Genomic DNA, 16,290 nt, shown 5'->3' with positions numbered 1-16,290 from the left:
TTGGCCAAGGCTCCGTCCCGCCGCACCCCCAAGGTTCGCATTCCCAAGTCGCGCGTTCCGAAAAAGGGCGGCGGGGGCGGGGCGGGGCGTTCCGGCATCGGCGTCGGCGTCGGCCTGATCACCGCCGCCGGGACGCTGGGACTGTTCCTCGTCGCGGCGCTGGTGGCGCTGTGGGCCATCTACTGGGGACCGGGGCCGAAGGCGGCGGAAGGGGAGGCGACCATCGTCACCCTGCCGTCCGGGGCGGGGGTTCCGGCCATTGCGGCCAATCTGAAATCGGCGGGGGTGATCCGCTCCACCGACCTGTTCCGCGCGGCGATCAGCCTGACCGGCGCCGACCGCAAGATCCGCGCGGGCGAATATGAGGTGCCGTCGGGCGCCTCTCTGGCGACGGTGGTGGGCCTGCTGGTCGACGGCAAGGCGGTGCGCCATTACGTGACCCTGCCCGAGGGCTGGTCCAGCGCCCAGGCGGTCGACATCCTGATGAAGCAGCCGGTCCTGACCGGCGAGGTCGAGGTTCCGCCCGAGGGTAGCCTGTGGCCGGAAACATATGAGGTCACGCGCGGCGAGACCCGCGCCGCCGTCGTCGCCCGGATGCAGCGCGCGGCCAAGACCAAGCTGGAAACGCTGTGGGCCGCCCGCTCGCCCGCCACGGTGGTCACGACGCCGGAAGAGGCGGTCGTCCTGGCCTCCATCGTCGAGAAGGAGACGGGCATCGCCTCCGAACGGCCCGAGGTGGCGGCCGTCTTCACCAACCGCCTGCGTCTGGGGATGCGGCTGGAGAGCGACCCGACCATCGTCTACGGCGTGACCAAGGGGCGGCCGCTCGGGCGCGGCATCCTGTTGTCGGAGCTGCGCAATCCGACGCCGTGGAACACCTATCTGATCGACGGCCTGCCGCCGACGCCCATCGCCAATCCGGGCGAGGAGGCGCTGAAGGCCGTGCTGAACCCGCCGCGCTCGGAATACGTCTTCTTCGTCGCCGACGGCACGGGCGGCCACGTCTTCGCCCGCACCTATCAGGAGCATCTGCTGAACGTGGCGCGCTGGCGCGAGATCGAGCGCCGCAAGGCCGGTCTGGCGGCGGGGGAGAGCGCGCCGGAGACCTCGCCTGCGCCCATGACGGACGAGGCCGCGCCGCCCCTCGCCATCCCGCCGGGCGCCAAGGTCATTCGCGTGCCGACGGAGGCCGGACGATGAGCAACTTGATTTCAGGCATGACCGGCTTCGGCCGCGCCGACGGGACGCTGGACGGCTGGACCTGGACGGTCGAGGCGCGCTCGGTCAACGGGCGCTCGCTGGAGACGCGCTTTCGCGGCCCGCACGGCTTCGACAATCTGGAGCGGCTGGCCAAGGCGGCGGCTCAGGCGCGGCTGAACCGGGGGCAGGTGACGCTGGGCCTGCAAGCCAAGCGCGCCGAGGGAGCCGAGCCCGCGCCGCGCGTCAACGAGACGGTGCTGGCGACCTATCTGCGGCTGGCCAACCAGTTGGCGGAGGAGGGGGCGATCCCGCCCTCGGCCGACGGCCTGCTGGCCTTGCGCGGCGTGATCGAGGTCGCCGAGGAAGATGAGGACGCCGAGGCTCGCGCTGCGCTTGAGGCCGCCATGGCCGCCACGGTCGAACAGGCGCTGGATGCGCTGAAGGCGTCGCGCCAGCGCGAGGGCGAACAACTGACGCCGGTGATCCATGACTTCGTCGGGACCATCGAGGCCCTGGTCGCGCGCGCCGAACTGGAAGCGTCGGCGCAGGTCGAGGCCATTCGCGAGCGTTTCACCCGCCGCATCAGCGAACTGGCGCCCGACGCGCCGGGTCTGGACGAGCGCGTCTTCCTCGAGGCCGCCGCACTGGCGACCAAGGCCGACGTGCGCGAGGAGCTGGACAGGCTGACGGCCCACGTCGCCTCAGCCCGCGCACTGTTGCAGCAACCCCCCGCCGGTCGAAAACTCGACTTCCTGATGCAGGAATTCATGCGCGAGGCGAACACCCTCTGTTCGAAATCCGCTACGACCGCGCTCACCGGAATCGGCCTGGAGTTGAAGGCCGTCATCGAGCAGCTTCGAGAACAAGTTCAGAATGTCGAATAACCGCACCCCCCGCCGTGGCGTCCTGCTGATCGTGGCCAGTCCGTCGGGGGCCGGAAAGACCTCGCTGTGCCGCCGCCTGATGGCCGACCACAAGGGGCTGGAGCTGTCGGTCTCCATGACCACCCGCGACATCCGTCCGGGCGAGGTGGACGGGCGCGACTACAACTTCGTCAGCCAGGAAGAATTCCAGCGCCTGATCGACGCCGACGCCTTTCTGGAATGGGCCGATGTGCACGGCAATCGCTACGGCAGCCCGGCCGCCCCGGTCGAGCGGGCGCTGGCGGAAGGGCGCGACGTCCTGTTCGACATCGACTGGCAGGGCGCCCGCGACGTGGCCGCCAAATGCCCCGGCGACGCCGTACGGGTCTTCATCCTGCCGCCCAGCCTTGAGGAGCTTCGTCGCCGTCTGGTGACGCGCTCTCAGGACGCCGAGGACGTGATCGAGCGCCGCGTCGCCAACGCCAAGGGCGAGATCGAGCACTGCGACGACTTCGACTATGTGCTGGTCAATGAGGACTTCGACCGGTCCTACGCCGAACTGGCGCACATCTATCACGCCGAGCGCAGCTGCCGTCGTCGCAATCTGTGGGTCGAAGGTTACAAGCAGGCCCTGCTGAAGGAAGTGGTCTGACGCCGATGAACGAGGACGAACACCGCCGCTGGCTGGCCCAGGCCGTCGATCTGGCGCTGGAGAACGTCAAGGCGGGCGGTCGGCCGTTCGGCGCGGTTCTGGTCAAGGATGGGGCGCTGGTCGCCAGCGGCGTCAACCGGATGCTGGCGACGAACGATCCCAGCTCCCACGCCGAGATGGAGGCCCTGCGTCAGGCTGGGCCGGCGCTGGGCGGTGTCGACCTGTCGGGCGCGGTCCTCTACGCCAGCGGTCACCCGTGCCCCATGTGCCTGGCGGCGGCGGTGATGACGCGGGTCAGCGCCGTCTACTACGCCTTCAGCAATGCGGACGCCGAGCCGTACGGCTTCTCCAGCGCGGCGACCTATCAGGCCCTGGGCGTGACGCTGGACCCGCCGCCGCTGCCGCTGACGCAACTGGGCGTGCCGGAGCGGACGGCGGCGGAGCTTTACGCCGCCTAGCGGAAGGTCACGCGCACGCCGGGCTTGACCTTGGAGGCCAGTTGCTCGGCGTCCCAGTTGGTCAGGCGCACGCAGCCGCTGGAGAAGGTCTTGCCGACCCTGGACGGGTCCGGCGTGCCGTGGATGCCGTAGGTGTCCCGCGACAGGTCGATCCATACCGAGCCGACCGGATTGTTCGGCCCCGGCGGCACGATGACCTTGCGGTCGCCCCGGTCATAGCTGACCCGATCCGGGTCGTAGGTGTAGTTGGGCTCGGGCGCGACGCCGACGACGCTCAACTCGCCCGAGGGCGCCGGGCGCGCCGAACTGCCGATGGTGGCCGGATAGAAGGCCAGCAGCCTGTCCGCCGCATCATAGACCCGCACCGAACGCTCGGCCTTGTCCACGATGATATGGGCCACGTCGCCCGCCAGATCGGTCTGGGCCACGGCGGCCACCACGAGGGTCTGGCCCGCCTTGCCGAAGTCGGCGCCGGGGTTGAGCGCCTGCAGCAGGCCCTCGGTCATGTGGAACTTCTCGGCCAGCATCTCCAGCGGCGTGGCGTAGCCGACGGTCTGGAGCCTGGCCATGTCGGTCAGATTGGCCGGAAGCTGGCCGATGAAGGGACCCGCCAGATCGGCGGCGGTGATCGTGTAGTCGGTCAGGACTCGGCCGTCGTCGCCGGCGGTCAGGCGGCGGAAGACCTCGGCGTCCAGCACCCCGTCCTGGGGCAGTCCGGCGGCCTTTTCGAAGGCGGCGATCGCCTGGCGCGTGTTGTCGCCGCCCAGGCCATCGATCACGCCCGGCGAGAAGTTGGCGCGGTCCAGCAGGATCTGGGCGCGCGCCGTCGCCGCGTCGGGCCGTGCGGGCTGACCCTCGACGGGGGCAGGGGCGGATTCGAACACGGCAGCCTCGACCGCCTCGCGAGTCAGGGGCGAGGCGGTGGTTTCGGCGACCGGAGGCTGTTCGGGCCTCGGCGTCTCGGTTGGTGATCCGCAGGCCGTGAGGGCGGCCAGGACGAAGGGCAGGGTGGAGACGGCGAGGCGCGGTTTCGACATGAAAGCTCCGAAGGTTTCGGGGCTTGTCGAACGCTTCTAGGCGTTCCGCTGTTCCTGCGCGGCCTCGGTGCGGGCGGCGAAGAAGGGCTTCAGGCGGGCCAGGGCGTCCTCGATCTCGGGCGTCGAGACGGCGAAGCTGAAGCGGATGAAGCGATTGCCGTTGACCGGGTCGAAGTCCACGCCCGGCGCCGTCGCCACGCCCGTCTCGCGCACCAGGGTCTCGCAGAAGGCCATGCTGTCGTTGGTCAGGTGGCCGATGTCGGCATAGATGTAGAAGGCGCCGTCCGGCGGCGCGATCGAGCGCAGGCCCATGGCGGGCAGGGCCTTCAGCATCAGCTCGCGGTTGGCGCGATAGACGTCGATGTTGGCTTCCAGCTCTTCCTCGCAGTCCATGGCGGCCAGCCCGGCGAACTGGCTGAGCGTCGGCGGCGTCAGGAACATGTTGCCCATGCGCGCGCGGGCCTGCTGGACCTCTTCTTCCGGCAGGATCAGCCAGCCCAGGCGCCAGCCCGCCATGCTCCAGTATTTGGAGAAGCTGTTCACGATCATGGCCTTGTCGTCGAACTGCAGCATGCAGGGCGTGTCGTGGCCGTAGGTGATGCCGTGATAGATCTCGTCCGAGATGATGCTGATGTTGCGCTCGCGGCAGACCTCGATGATGGCCTTCAGCTCGTCCTCGGCGATGACGGTGCCGGTCGGGTTGGCCGGGCTGGCGACGATGACGCCTTGCGGCGCCGGGTCGAGGTCACGCAGGGCCTGGGCCGTCAGCTGGAAGCGCACGTCGGCGCCGCAGTCGATCTCCTGCGGGACGATGTGCAGGGCCTTCATCGTGTTGCGATAGGCGACATAGCCGGGCCGGGCGATGGCCACCCGGTCGCCGGGGGCGAAGCGCATGTTCAGCGCCACCACCAGGGCGGGCGAGGCGCCGGCGGTCATGATGACGCGCTCGGGGTCGATGACGACGCCGTAGCGGTCCTTGTACAGCTTGGCCACGCGGGCGCGCAGCAGGGGGCTTTCCCAGTAGCCGCCGGCCTCGGCGTCGATCACGCGGTGCGCCTCGGCCAGGGCGCGGCTGGGCGCGCCGGTCGAGGGCTGGCCGAACTCCATATGGATGACCGACTGGCCCTTGGCCTTCATCTCATGGGCGATGCGGCTGATGGCGATGGCGCGGAAGGGTTCGATTTCTACTGTCATGTCAAAGCGTCGGCCAATCTGAGGAAGCCCGCCACGTCGATGGTCTCGGCGCGGGCGTCGGGTTCGATTCCAGCGGCTTCGCACAGGGCGGCGCCGCCAAGTTGTTTCAGGCTGGAGCGCAGCATCTTGCGACGCTGGCCGAATGCGGCCGCCGTGACCCGTTCCAGCCGCTTCAGGCGGTCGGGGGCGGGGCGCTCGCTCAACGGTATCAGATGAACCACGGCCGACGCCACCTTCGGCGGCGGGGTGAAGGCGGCGGCGGGCAGGTGCATGACGATGCGCGCCTCGGCCACGGCCTGGCTGATGACGGCCAGACGGCCATAGGCGTCCTCGCCCGGCTGGGCCACCACGCGCTCGGCGACTTCCTTCTGGAACATCAGGGTCAGGGCGCACGGCGTCCACGGCCCCGTCAGCCACTTGATCAACAGCGGCGTGCCGACGTTGTAGGGCAGGTTGGAGACCAGATGCGCGGGTCCCTCGACCAGTTCGGCCTCCTTCACCTTCAGGGCGTCGGCCTCGACGATGGTCAGGCGGCCCGAGCCGTCGTCCAGTTCGGACAGCAGGGGGATGAAGCGCGGATCCTTCTCGACCAGCACCACCTTGCCTGCATCGCTTTCCAGCAGGGCGCGGGTCAGGCCGCCAGGGCCGGGACCGACCTCGATGACGGCGCGGTCATCGAACGGCCCGGCATAGCGGACGATCTTCCGCGTGACGTTGAGGTCCAGCAGGAAGTGCTGGCCGAAGCTCTTCTTGGCCGACAGGCCGTGGGCGTCGAGCGTTTCACGCAGGGAGGGCAGATGATCGGTCACGAGGCCTGTTAGCGCGCCGCGCGGGCGGACGCCATCTCGGAAGCCAGGCGGACGGCGGCGATGAAGCTGTCGGCGCGGGCGACGCCCTTGCCGGCGATGTCGAAGCCGGTGCCGTGGTCGGGCGAGGTGCGGACGATGGGCAGGCCCAGGGTGGCGTTCACCCCGCCCCAGAAGTCCAGCGTCTTCACCGGGATCAGCGCCTGGTCGTGATAGAGGCAGACCACGGCGTCGTAGCGCGCCCGTGCTTCCTCGTGGAACAGGGTGTCGGCGGGCAGGGGATCGGTGATGTTCAGTCCCTCGGCGCGCAGGGCCTCGGCGGCGGGGCGCAGCACCGTCACCTCCTGCAGGCCGATGGCGCCGCCTTCGCCCGCGTGGGGGTTGAGGGCGGCCATGGCCAGGCGCGGCGCGGCGATGCCGAAGTCGCGCTTCATCGATTCGTGGACGACGCGAGCGACGCGGGCGACGCGCTCGCCCGTCACCAGTTCGGGCAACTGATCGATCGGCACATGGATGGTGACGAGGCAGGCGCGCAGGTCTTTCGCCGTCAGCATCATCACCGGGCCGCGCGTGCCGCTGAAGGGGACGTCGGCGGTCAGTTCGGCGATGAACTCGGTATGGCCCGGAAAGCGGAAGCCGGAGGCGTACATCGGCGCCTTGGCGATCGGCGCCGTCACCAAGCCGCAGCCTTCGCCCGACAGCACCAGATCGACGCCGCGCTCAATCCAGTCGGCCACGGCGACGGCGTTGGCGGGTTCAGGCTGGCCCGCCGTCACCGGCGCGGGCGCCGGATGGTGCAGGACGGGGACGGCGCGGCCGAAGACGCCGGCGGCGTCGGCAGGGCTGAGGACGGCTTCCACCGGCTGGCCCTGCGCCTTCAGCACCTCAGCGTCGCCGACGACGACGAAGGGCACGACCGGCGCCAGCGGGCCGGGCGCGGAGCCCAGCACCGACCAGGCGCGCCCGATGATTTCCGGCCCTACCCCGGCAGGGTCGCCCATCGTGACGATGAGCGGCCGGTTCATCGTCATTGCTTGATTTCGATGAGGGCGTCGGCCCGCAGGTCGCGCAGATAGCGGCGGCCCAGCATGGCGTAGTTCTGGTTCTGCAGACGGGCCTCGACCTGTTGCGCCGAGGGGGCGTCAGGGCCGCCCAGGCGACGGTCGCAGACGGCCAGCAGGTGGACGCCCAGCGGGGTGCGGACCGCCGTGCTGATCGAACCGACTTCGGCCGAGCGGGCGACCTGCTGGAACTGCGGCAACAAATCCGCGACGTCGCTCTCGCCCAGGTCGGCGCCCAGCAGGCCCGGCTCGGACCGCGCGCGGGTCAGGATGTTGTCGCACGTCAGCTGGCCGCGCAGGGCTTCGAGGCGCTGGGTTGCGGCGGCGACCTGAGCCTCGTCGGCGTTTTCCGGCAGTTCGACCATGACCTGCTTCATCTTGACCATGCTGGTCGAGGCGCCCGAGCGCTTGTCGCGCATGTAGAGGATGTAGACGCCGCCATCGACCGGGATCGGGTTCGACAACTGGCCCGGCTCCAGCGTTTCCATGACCGACTGCAGGGCGGGCTGGACCGTGCCCTGGACCACCCAGCCGGCGTCGCCGCCGCGGGCGGCCGAGGGGGCGGCCGAGAACTGACGCGCCACGGCCATGAAGGGGGCGCCCTGGATCATCTGCTGGACCAGTTGCTGGGCGCCGCTCATGGCTTCCTGCATCCCGCCGACGCGAGCGGCCTCCAGGTAGATTTCACCGATCAGATACTGAGGCTTGGTCGCCGACTCGGTCATCTGGCGCATAGTCTGATCGACCTGGCTCTTGCCGACGCGGGCGCGGTCGCGGAAGCGGCCGCCGACCAGTTCGCGCCAGCCGATCTCGGTGCGCATCTGCTCGCGGAAGGCGGGAATGCTGATGCCGCCCTGTTCCAGGAAGTTGACGTAGTTGGCCGGCGTCGTGCCCGCCTGACGCGCCATGTCGGCGATTTCCTGATCGACTTCGTCGTCGCCGATCTTCAACTGCTCGAACTTGGCGAGTTCGGCGGCCTGCAGGTGCTGGTCGATCAGATCGTTCAGCGCCTGCTGCTGGATGGCGCCGATGTTCTCTTCGGTCGGCTGGACCTGGGTCATGGCCATCAGCACCAGCATCCGCTGGCGCAGGTCGAAGCCGGTGATGATGCGGTCGTTGACCGTGGCGATGATGCCGTCGGACAGGCGGAACTGCGGCGCGGGGGCCGTGCGCTGAGGGGCTTCCTCGGCAGCGGGGTTCAGGGCGCCGGCGGCCGGCGTCTGGGGCGCGGCCTGCGCAGGAGCGGGAGACGCCGGAGTCTGAGCCGAGGAAGGCTCCACGGCCGCCACGACCATAAGGGCGGCCAGGGCGGCTCCCGTAGAGTAACGCATCAAACCCATCGTCAGTCCTGATTCCCTAAAGCGGTCCCGAGCCTGTCGGCGGCGCTGGCCGCGCCACAGCGCCAGGGCGCATGTTCCCCTACGCCGCAATGCGCGTCATGCCTACCGCATATCATTGCGATCATAGCCTGAAGCCCCAAAAGTGGCGAGGTTAAGACGGATGTAAACACCTTCGGCCGGGCCCGTCGGCCGCACGCGGGTATTGTCGCGGCGCCAACCCAGCTCGATGCGGAAGCAGTCGTCGTCGAACAGCAGGCCGACCTCCGACCGGGTGATGATGTCCCGCTCCAGGTCGGCGATCCCGGTCACCGCCACGCCCCAGTTGCCGTAGACGAACTGATGGCCCGACAGCTGGACGAACTCGTAGTTGCGGTTCTCAGGTCCGCCCAGCGGGTTGGAGCGGTCGACGATGTAGCTGACGCTGGCCAGGTTGCGACGCCCCCAGCGGCCGTCGACCGTGGCCTCGGCGCGGCGGATCTCGCCGTTGCCGTCGACCGTGGCGTGGAACCAGCCGCGCATCCGGTCCGAGGGGTTGAACGTGCCTTGCACCACCCAGTCCGATGTCCGGCTGGCCAGGCCCGAGGGGTCGTAGAGGCGGGTCGGATCATCCGGGATCGGCGTCAGATACTCGTCCTGATCGTCGGCGCGCATGCTGCGGCCGATGAAGAGGCTGGCCGAGCGCACATCGTCCCAGCGCAGGGTGGCGCGGGCGCCCGCCGTGAAGCGCAGGCCGCCTTCCAGCAGGTCGTAGCCGGGGAAGCGGTCCATGCGGAATAGCGACAGATGGTCCAGTTCGGTGATCTGGCTGTCCTCGTTCGGAATAAGCGGGTCGAGGTCGGCCTTGTTGGAGATCGACAGCTGGGCCATCGGCTCCAGGATCAGGTCGGACGAGGCGCTGAGGCGGCGATACAAGGGATAGCTGACGTCGACCCCGGCGCTGGTCCGCGCGCGGGCGTGGGTTTGGTCCTCGACGCCCAGGGAGGGCGGCAGGTCGTCCACCGAATAGAAGTCGGCGCGCAGGTCCACGAACGGCTCCCAGCGCAGGCCGATCGGCGAGATCATCACCCGGCGCCATTCCGCCTGGCCGGTGATGCGGCGGCTGTCGACGCCGGGCAGGCCGTCGGTCGGGCCGCCCGGAATCAGCTCCGGCGCCAGGGTCGGGAAGCCGACATAGGCGTCACGGGTCAGCGCCACGGCCGAGCCGCGCAGACGCAGGCGGCCGCCGAAGACGGGGCCTTCCGGCTCCCAGCGCGCCTCGATTAGGGGCGCCACCAGCGGCAGGGTGTTGTCGTCCTCGAACACCAGGTAGCCGCTGGAATCGCGGAAGTCGGTGTCCGAATAGGACGGATCGAGCCGCAGGCTCTGCATGGCGAAGGCCGCGACCGACAGATAGGAGCGCTCGGTCTGGCGCTCGGCGTAGATCTGGCTGATCAGGCGGCGGCTGTCGCCGTAGTAGAGGCCGTTGTCCTGATAGGCGTCGCGCACGTCATAGCGGTCGAACAGGGTCTTGTCCGAGACGCGCTCGGCCGTGAAGCCCCAGCGCCACGGGCCGTCCGGATCGAACGCGCCGTGAGCCAGCAGATAGCTGCGCGTGGTCTTGTCGCCGAAGCGGACGTTGCTTTCCGCGCGGCCGTCGCCGTCCAGGTCGAAGTCCCCGAAGCTGCGGCCGTAGGTGGCTCCGCCGCGGGCCACGATGACGCCGTCGGTGAAACGCTTGCGCCATTGCAGGTTCAGCATGGGGGCGACCCGGGTGTTGAACTGCGGGCTGACCAGCACGTCTTCGGACGGCGAGATGACGTGCAGATAGGGAATCTCGAGCGAGACCCCCCGGCCGGACTGATAGTCGCCCCACGGCACCAGGAAGCCCGACGCCCGGTCCACCGTCGGGTCAGGATGCGAGAAGGCGGGCAGGTAGAAGATCGGCACTCCGCCCAGGCGGAACACCACGTCGCGATAGAGGATCGCGCGCAGCTCCTCGTTCTGCACCGCCTTGGAGGCCTGGATGGAGACGCTGGGCGTCTTGGCCGCGCCGTCCACGGTGCAGATGGGGCAGGGGGTGAAGATGACGTTGTTCAGCTCGCTGACCGTCTCGGAGCGGCGCACGGCGGTGGCGGCCATCAGGCTGGAGCCGTTCGACAGGCGCGTGGCCAGGTCGACGGCCACGCCCGCCTTGAGGTCGGAATCGAGCTCGATCCGCTCGGCGTGGACGACCGAGCCGTCCGGCGCGGTCAGCTCCGCGTCGCCTGAGGCCGTGGCGATGCGGCTCTGCAGGTCATAGGTGACGTCCTGGGCGCGCAGGCTGTGGTCCTGGAAGCGGGCCATGACCCGATCCTCGGGCGAGCCCTGGGCCGAGACGACGTCGCCCTGGCGCTGGGTGGAATCCGCATCGACGAAGACGGCGTCGGGCGTCAGGCCGTCTGCGCCCGGCGTCTGCGGCGCCGCGGCCGCCGGCTGCGCCGAAGCGGAAACGGGAGCTTCCTGGGCGAACGCCGGCTGAGACAGGGGCGCGCCTATGACCAACGCCGCGCCGGTCAAAAGCCGAAGACGCAAGGCTCCCATACGGGGGAGACGGCGATTGGTCATGCGTTGTCCACTCATTGCCGGCCGGGCGGAAACGGCCCGATTAGCCGTCTTCGGTATAGATCAGCAAGGTAAAGGCGGCGAGAGCCGTCAATATCGGGGGCAACCAGGCGGCGATCACGGGCGGAACGACCTCGGCCGAACCCATGGCGGACGAGAACTGGTTCAGGAAGAAGAAGGCGAAGCCCAGCACCACGGCGGCCACGGTCATCCGCGCCAGATCGCCCAATCGCATCAGCCGCAGCGAGAAGGCCGCCGCGAGGATGGACATGGCGCCGAAGATCAGGGGCGTGGCCAGAAGCTGTTGCAGCCGCAGCTGATAGGCGGTCGAGGCGAAGCCCGCGTCCTCGATACGGCGAATCTGGTTGGGCAGGGACCAGAAGGGCGTCGACTGCGGTCGGGCGAAGCGCTGGAAGGCTTCCTCGTCGGCCAGGTTGGACGGCAGGTCCAGGGTGGCGTAGCGCACCGCTCGCTGGCCCGTCTGAGCGCCCGCCGCATCGGTCAGCCGCCAGCGCCCGGCGTTGAGCGAAGCCGTCGCCGCGTCGATGCGCTCGGTGAAGACGCGCCGCCCCGAGGAGGTGGTGGTGTAGATGAAGAAGGTCGCGTCCAGCAGCCGCCCGCTGGCCTGTTCCTGCCGGGCGCCGCGAATGATCATCTGGCGGTTGGCGTCGCCCTCGCGCAGCCAGACCGCCTCGTTGGACGCGCCGCCGGGGACGGAGCCGGAGATGCGGGCGCGTTCGCGCTGCCACACCGCGTCGCCCGCCGCCGCCATCGGCCCCAGGACCGTGACCGTCAGCACGCCCAGGGCCACCGCCGCGCCCGCCGCCGGCAGGACGAAGCGCCAGGCCGAGACGCCCGCCGCCCGCATGGCGATCAGCTCGCTGCGCCGGTTCAGGCTGACGAAAGCCCCCAGGGTGCCGAACAGGAAGACGAAGGGCAGAAGCTGCACGATGACCGATGGCGACTTGACCATCACCAGGCCCAGGATGCGCCCGCCCGACAGTTCGCCCGACGAGTTCAGCCCGCGCGAGACCTCGACGAAGTCGATCAGCATGACCAGGGCGGCGATGACGGCCAGGGCCACGCCCAGCGACTTCATCTGCTGGATCAGCACATAGCGTTCGATGCGGCCGAGACGGAGCTTCATGCGAACCTCGCCTTCAGGCGTTCCAGCGGCGCCCAGGCGCGGCGACGGCGCGGCTTGAGCGCGCGGAACAGGATGCGCAGGGCCAGGGCGGTCGCCGCCAGCGGCACGACGTATTGCAGGATGTTCAGCGCGCCGTTCCAGGCGCTGCCCGCCACCAGGCCGTAGCCGATGACGCGCAGGATCAGAAAGGCCCCGGCGGCCCTGGCGATGCGTCCGGCGTAGCCGCTGCGGCTGAAGGCCCCGCCCAGGATGGCCGCCAGCGCAAAGGCCATGGCCGCGAGAGCATAGAGGGGCGAGGCCAGTCGCGAATGGCCCTCGGCCGCCAGTTCGCCGCGTGTTCCGGCGCTCTCCAGCAGGGCGGGGGTCGGATCAAACAGGTCGGTCAGCCACAGGTCCGACGGCTTGAAGCGGATGCGCTCAGTGGTCTTGGCGTAGGGCGACAGGTCGAACACCTGCTGGTCGAACGACAGTTGGTTCAGCACCTCGCGCGAGGAATAGCGCTGCATCGACCCGTTCTGCATGGTCAGCACCGGCAGGCCGTCGACGCGGCCGAAACGAGCGGTGTCGGCGTCCCAGGTCGTGACCGTCTTGCCATTGTCCAGGTAGACGAAGAGGTTCTTCATCAGACCGTTCTGCTCGATCTGCTGGACATAGACGGTCAGGCCGTCCGGGCCCTGGACGAAGCGGCCTTCCTCGACCAGCAGGGCGGCCAGGTCGGTGCGGATGGCGAAGGCCTGACGGCGGCCTTCGCGCTGGGCCCAAGGCTGGACGAAGACATTCATCAGCAGGGCGACGACCGTGACGATCAGGGCGATCTGCAGGGCGGGCCGGATCAGGGCCCAGCGGCTGACCCCGGCGGCGTAGGCGGCGGTCAGCTCCTGTTCCCGCTGCAGCCGCGTCAGGGCGATCAGGGCGCCGACGAACAGGCCGATGGGCAGGATGACGGCGATCAGCTGCGGCAGGGCCAGCAGGGTCAGCTTGACCATGACCCAGACGCTCTGGCCGCGCTCGACGATGACCTCCAGCTGATCCAGGCTCTGGCTCAGTAGGCCGATGCCGGCCAGCGCCGAGACCGCCGCCACGATGGGCAGACCGATCTGGCGGAAAAGATACCTCTGAATCAGGGTCATGCGGCGGGTAAGGTCGTATAATCGGCTGCGAGCGTGTTGCAGCCCAGGGCGATGCGAGCCATGTAATACACATCCGGCCGCCCCGACGAAACCGTCGCCGCGACCATGGCAAATTCAAGCGTGGCCGGGGCAAGATTTCCGGCCTGGAGTCAGTTTAATGAAAATCGAATTCGTCGCTTCGCCCGGCGCCGCCGAGATTCTTGCCGTGCTGGCGCATGAAGGACGAGCCCTCGCCGGCGCCGGTTCGGCGCTGGATCAGGCCGCTTCGGGCGCCCTGGCCAAGGCGATGAAGAACAGCCGCTTCACCGGCGCCGCCAACAGCAGCCTGAACGTCGCGGCCCCGGCCGGGATCGACGCGAACGCCGTCCTGCTGGTCGGCGCGGGCGCGGCGGACAAGCTGGACGATCTGGCGGTCGAAACCGCCGCCGCCGCCGCCTATCAGGCGACCAAGCTGTCGGGCGCCGAAGTCCTGACGATCGATGTCTCGCACCTGTCGCCGGAACTGGCCGCCCGCGCCGGTTTCGCCGTGCGCCTGGCCGCCTATCGCTTCGCCAAATACCTGACCAAGCAGAAGGCCGAGAAGATCCCGTCGGTAACGACGGTGCGGGTCGTGACCTCGGACGTGAAGGCCGCCGAGGCCGCCTTCGGCCCGTTGTCGGCCGTGGCCGATGCGGTGCTGTTCTCGCGCGATCTGGTGTCTGAGCCCGCCAACATCCTGTACCCGGCCGAGTTCGCGCGCCGCGTGAAGGAGCTGGAGGCCCTGGGCGCCAAGGTCGAGATCCTGGGCGAGGCCGAGATGGAGAAGCTGGGCATGGGCTCGCTGCTCGGCGTCGGCATGGGGTCGGTGCGTGAAAGCCAGCTGGCCGTCATCCAGTGGAACGGCGGCAAGGCGGGCGAGGCCCCCATCGCCTTCGTCGGCAAGGGCGTCTGCTTCGACACCGGCGGCATCAGCCTGAAGCCCGCCGACGGCATGGAAGAGATGAAGTGGGACATGGGCGGCGCCGCCGCCGTGGCCGGTCTCATGCATGCCCTGGCCGGCCGCAAGGCCAAGGTGAACGTGGTCGGCGTCCTGGGCCTGGTCGAGAACATGCCGGACGGCGCCGCCCAGCGCCCGGGCGACGTGGTCACCTCCATGTCGGGCCAGACCATCGAGGTGCTGAACACCGACGCCGAGGGCCGCCTCGTTCTGGCGGACGCGCTCTGGTACACGCAGGACCGCTTCAAGCCGAAGTTCATGATCGACCTGGCCACCCTGACGGGCGCCATCATCATCTCGCTGGGCCTGGAATATGCGGGCGTCTTCTCCAACAGCGACGAACTGGCTGCCAACATCGCCGACGCCGGTCCCAAGGTGGGCGAGAAGTCGTGGCGGATGCCGATCCCGGCCGAATACGACCGCCACATCGACAGCCCAATCGCCGATGTGAAGAACATGGGCAACGGCCGCGCCGGCGGCTCGATCACCGCCGCCCTGTTCCTGCAACGCTTCACCAACGGCGTGCCGTGGGCGCACATCGACATCGCCTCGACGGCCTGGGTCAAGGATTCCAAGAACCCGACCGTGCCGGACGGCGCCGTGGGTTATGGCGTGCGTCTGCTCGACCGCATGGTCGCCGACCACTACGAAGGCTGATCTCAGTTCAGGAAGGTAGGGCCGGGTGTCTGACGCCAAGCCGGAAATCTGGTTCTACCACTTGGAGCGGTCCACGCTGGAACAGGTGCTGCCGACCTTGCTGGAGCGCACGCTTCAGCGGGGCTGGCGCGCCCTGATCCGGGGTGCGACCTCGCACCGGCTCGACGATATCGACGAGCTGTTGTGGACCTATCGCGACGACAGTTTCCTGCCTCACGGACGAGCCGACGGCGACCACGCCGCGCGCCAGCCTGTGCTCCTGTCCGAATCGGGCGAGAATCTGAATGGCGCTCAGGCGCTGTTCATCGTCGATGATTCAGAGCTTGGGGCCATGCAGGAGTTCGCACGTTGCTTCATCATCTTCGACGGTCGGGACGAGCAGGCGCTGAACCATGCGCGCGGGCGCTGGCGGACGCTGAAGGCGGACGGCGCCGACCTGGCCTACTGGAAACAATCGGACGAGGGGCGCTGGGAAAAGGCGGCCTGATCCTGACGCTCGGCGCTCTGGCCGTGGCGGCCTGCGCCTCGCCCCCGCCGCGCTATCCCACGCAGCCGACCGCGCCCGCTGCGACGCCGCCGCCTGTGTCCTCGACCGAGCGGCCCTATCTCTCTGAACCGGGCGTGGCGACTTCAGCCCGCTCCGGTTCGGACCGTTCCGCTGCGGCTGGGGCGAAGATGTGCAACGCCGATGAGTTTCAGTGGCTGGTTGGGAAACCCCGCAGCGAAATCCCCGTTCCGGTGGATGTGGTGAACCGGCGCGTTGCCTGCACGACCTGCCCCATCACTGAAGATTATTCGCCTTACCGTTTGAATATTTTCTATAATAGGCAGACGGGCCTGATCGAACAGGTCCGCTGCGGCTGATCGAAAGGACGCCGCCATGAAATCCATTCTGACCCTGAGCGCCGCTGCGGGCTTCCTCGCCCTGGCCGCCTGCGCCCCGACGCAGGGCGGCGGTACGACGCCGGCGCCGGGCGGCGAGGCCACGCCCGTCGCCTGCAAGGCCCGCGACTATCAGGACTATGTCGGTCGCAACCGCTCGACCATTCCGACCGCGCCGGAAGGCCGCATCTTCCGCGTCCTGTGCAGCAGCTGCGCGGCGACCATGGATTATCGGGACAACCGCGTGACCTTCACCTACGACGACAAGACGGAAGTCGTGACGCGCGTCAGCTGCGGGTAAGGTCCC

16 protein-coding genes are annotated in these 16,290 nt (G+C 69.1%); 8 read left to right on the top strand and 8 right to left on the bottom strand.

Features of this window, described 5'->3' with window-relative positions; translation table 11 throughout:
- The 4 genes from mltG to ACWIDZ_RS01925 are packed head-to-tail and all read left to right on the top strand — an operon-like array spanning position 1 to position 3,173.
- Positions 1–1,200 carry an endolytic transglycosylase MltG gene (gene mltG / locus ACWIDZ_RS01940; RefSeq protein ID WP_453988463.1) on the top strand — a complete coding sequence of 400 codons (1,200 nt, stop codon included), beginning with the start codon at positions 1–3 and terminating at the stop codon, positions 1,198–1,200.
- On the top strand, positions 1,197–2,084 hold the full coding sequence (locus ACWIDZ_RS01935; protein ID WP_453988464.1) for a YicC/YloC family endoribonuclease: 888 nt from the start codon (positions 1,197–1,199) through the stop codon (positions 2,082–2,084). The genes mltG and ACWIDZ_RS01935 overlap by 4 nt, the downstream gene beginning before the upstream one ends.
- Positions 2,074–2,715 (top strand): guanylate kinase, encoded by a 642-nt coding sequence (gmk, locus tag ACWIDZ_RS01930; protein WP_291774272.1) that lies wholly within the window; start codon positions 2,074–2,076, stop codon positions 2,713–2,715. Before ACWIDZ_RS01935 ends, gmk begins: the two co-directional genes overlap by 11 nt.
- A 5-nt stretch (positions 2,716–2,720) precedes the next feature.
- Positions 2,721–3,173, top strand: a complete 453-nt coding sequence (locus ACWIDZ_RS01925; protein WP_453988465.1) for a nucleoside deaminase — start codon at positions 2,721–2,723, stop codon at positions 3,171–3,173.
- Here the strand turns inward: ACWIDZ_RS01925 and ACWIDZ_RS01920 are convergent.
- The 8 genes from ACWIDZ_RS01920 to ACWIDZ_RS01885 form a co-directional block, all read right to left on the bottom strand.
- Positions 3,170–4,210, bottom strand: a complete 1,041-nt coding sequence (locus ACWIDZ_RS01920; RefSeq protein ID WP_453988466.1) for a L,D-transpeptidase family protein — start codon at positions 4,208–4,210, stop codon at positions 3,170–3,172. The two genes, ACWIDZ_RS01925 and ACWIDZ_RS01920, sit on opposite strands and share 4 nt — an antisense overlap.
- A gap of 36 nt (positions 4,211–4,246) precedes the next feature.
- Complete coding sequence (locus tag ACWIDZ_RS01915; protein ID WP_453988467.1) at positions 4,247–5,404, bottom strand: pyridoxal phosphate-dependent aminotransferase; 1,158 nt, start codon at positions 5,402–5,404, stop codon at positions 4,247–4,249.
- Positions 5,401–6,213 (bottom strand): 16S rRNA (adenine(1518)-N(6)/adenine(1519)-N(6))-dimethyltransferase RsmA, encoded by an 813-nt coding sequence (rsmA, locus tag ACWIDZ_RS01910; protein ID WP_453988468.1) that lies wholly within the window; start codon positions 6,211–6,213, stop codon positions 5,401–5,403. Before rsmA ends, ACWIDZ_RS01915 begins: the two co-directional genes overlap by 4 nt.
- A gap of 8 nt (positions 6,214–6,221) precedes the next feature.
- Positions 6,222–7,241: a 4-hydroxythreonine-4-phosphate dehydrogenase PdxA gene (gene pdxA / locus ACWIDZ_RS01905; RefSeq protein WP_453988469.1), complete on the bottom strand. Its 1,020-nt coding sequence runs from the start codon at positions 7,239–7,241 to the stop codon at positions 6,222–6,224.
- Complete coding sequence (locus ACWIDZ_RS01900) at positions 7,238–8,602, bottom strand: peptidylprolyl isomerase (protein ID WP_291774290.1); 1,365 nt, start codon at positions 8,600–8,602, stop codon at positions 7,238–7,240. Before ACWIDZ_RS01900 ends, pdxA begins: the two co-directional genes overlap by 4 nt.
- A 111-nt stretch (positions 8,603–8,713) precedes the next feature.
- Positions 8,714–11,170, bottom strand: a complete 2,457-nt coding sequence (locus ACWIDZ_RS01895) for an LPS-assembly protein LptD (protein WP_453988720.1) — start codon at positions 11,168–11,170, stop codon at positions 8,714–8,716.
- Between the two features lie 64 nt (positions 11,171–11,234).
- Positions 11,235–12,338 (bottom strand): LPS export ABC transporter permease LptG, encoded by a 1,104-nt coding sequence (gene lptG, locus ACWIDZ_RS01890; protein WP_291774292.1) that lies wholly within the window; start codon positions 12,336–12,338, stop codon positions 11,235–11,237.
- On the bottom strand, positions 12,335–13,468 hold the full coding sequence (locus ACWIDZ_RS01885) for an LptF/LptG family permease (protein ID WP_453988471.1): 1,134 nt from the start codon (positions 13,466–13,468) through the stop codon (positions 12,335–12,337). The genes lptG and ACWIDZ_RS01885 overlap by 4 nt, the downstream gene beginning before the upstream one ends.
- A 157-nt stretch (positions 13,469–13,625) precedes the next feature.
- On the opposite strand from ACWIDZ_RS01885, the gene ACWIDZ_RS01880 reads away from it, so the two are divergent.
- From ACWIDZ_RS01880 to ACWIDZ_RS01865, 4 genes are read left to right on the top strand one after another with little or no spacing between them, the layout of a single operon-like run.
- Positions 13,626–15,101, top strand: coding sequence for a leucyl aminopeptidase (locus tag ACWIDZ_RS01880; protein WP_452111715.1), 1,476 nt, complete (start codon positions 13,626–13,628; stop codon positions 15,099–15,101).
- Positions 15,102–15,126: 25 nt separating this feature from the next.
- Positions 15,127–15,588: a DNA polymerase III subunit chi gene (locus tag ACWIDZ_RS01875; RefSeq protein WP_291774301.1), complete on the top strand. Its 462-nt coding sequence runs from the start codon at positions 15,127–15,129 to the stop codon at positions 15,586–15,588.
- 23 nt (positions 15,589–15,611) lie between these two features.
- Positions 15,612–15,965 (top strand): hypothetical protein, encoded by a 354-nt coding sequence (locus tag ACWIDZ_RS01870; protein WP_453988472.1) that lies wholly within the window; start codon positions 15,612–15,614, stop codon positions 15,963–15,965.
- Positions 15,966–15,981: 16 nt separating this feature from the next.
- Complete coding sequence (locus ACWIDZ_RS01865; RefSeq protein WP_453988473.1) at positions 15,982–16,284, top strand: hemolysin; 303 nt, start codon at positions 15,982–15,984, stop codon at positions 16,282–16,284.
- The last annotated feature ends 6 nt before the right edge of the window (positions 16,285–16,290 follow it).

Source organism: Brevundimonas sp. NPDC055311 (genome assembly GCF_053645695.1).
Note: the sequence above shows the minus strand (reverse complement) of the source record. Positions and strands in the feature narration are given on the sequence as shown.

Bases quoted from the DNA above. Each gene is read 5' to 3' on its own strand.
- ACWIDZ_RS01925 (WP_453988465.1), top strand. From the start codon at position 2,721: ATGAACGAGGACGAACACCGCCGCTGGCTGGCCCAGGCCGTCGATCTG.
- ACWIDZ_RS01865 (WP_453988473.1), top strand. From the start codon at position 15,982: ATGAAATCCATTCTGACCCTGAGCGCCGCTGCGGGCTTCCTCGCCCTG.
- lptG (WP_291774292.1), bottom strand. From the start codon at position 12,338: ATGAAGCTCCGTCTCGGCCGCATCGAACGCTATGTGCTGATCCAGCAG.
- ACWIDZ_RS01880 (WP_452111715.1), top strand. From the start codon at position 13,626: ATGAAAATCGAATTCGTCGCTTCGCCCGGCGCCGCCGAGATTCTTGCC.
- ACWIDZ_RS01895 (WP_453988720.1), bottom strand. From the start codon at position 11,170: ATGGGAGCCTTGCGTCTTCGGCTTTTGACCGGCGCGGCGTTGGTCATA.
- ACWIDZ_RS01915 (WP_453988467.1), bottom strand. From the start codon at position 5,404: ATGACAGTAGAAATCGAACCCTTCCGCGCCATCGCCATCAGCCGCATC.
- ACWIDZ_RS01920 (WP_453988466.1), bottom strand. From the start codon at position 4,210: ATGTCGAAACCGCGCCTCGCCGTCTCCACCCTGCCCTTCGTCCTGGCC.
- ACWIDZ_RS01900 (WP_291774290.1), bottom strand. From the start codon at position 8,602: ATGCGTTACTCTACGGGAGCCGCCCTGGCCGCCCTTATGGTCGTGGCG.
- ACWIDZ_RS01885 (WP_453988471.1), bottom strand. From the start codon at position 13,468: ATGACCCTGATTCAGAGGTATCTTTTCCGCCAGATCGGTCTGCCCATC.
- gmk (WP_291774272.1), top strand. From the start codon at position 2,074: ATGTCGAATAACCGCACCCCCCGCCGTGGCGTCCTGCTGATCGTGGCC.
- pdxA (WP_453988469.1), bottom strand. From the start codon at position 7,241: ATGACGATGAACCGGCCGCTCATCGTCACGATGGGCGACCCTGCCGGG.
- ACWIDZ_RS01935 (WP_453988464.1), top strand. From the start codon at position 1,197: ATGAGCAACTTGATTTCAGGCATGACCGGCTTCGGCCGCGCCGACGGG.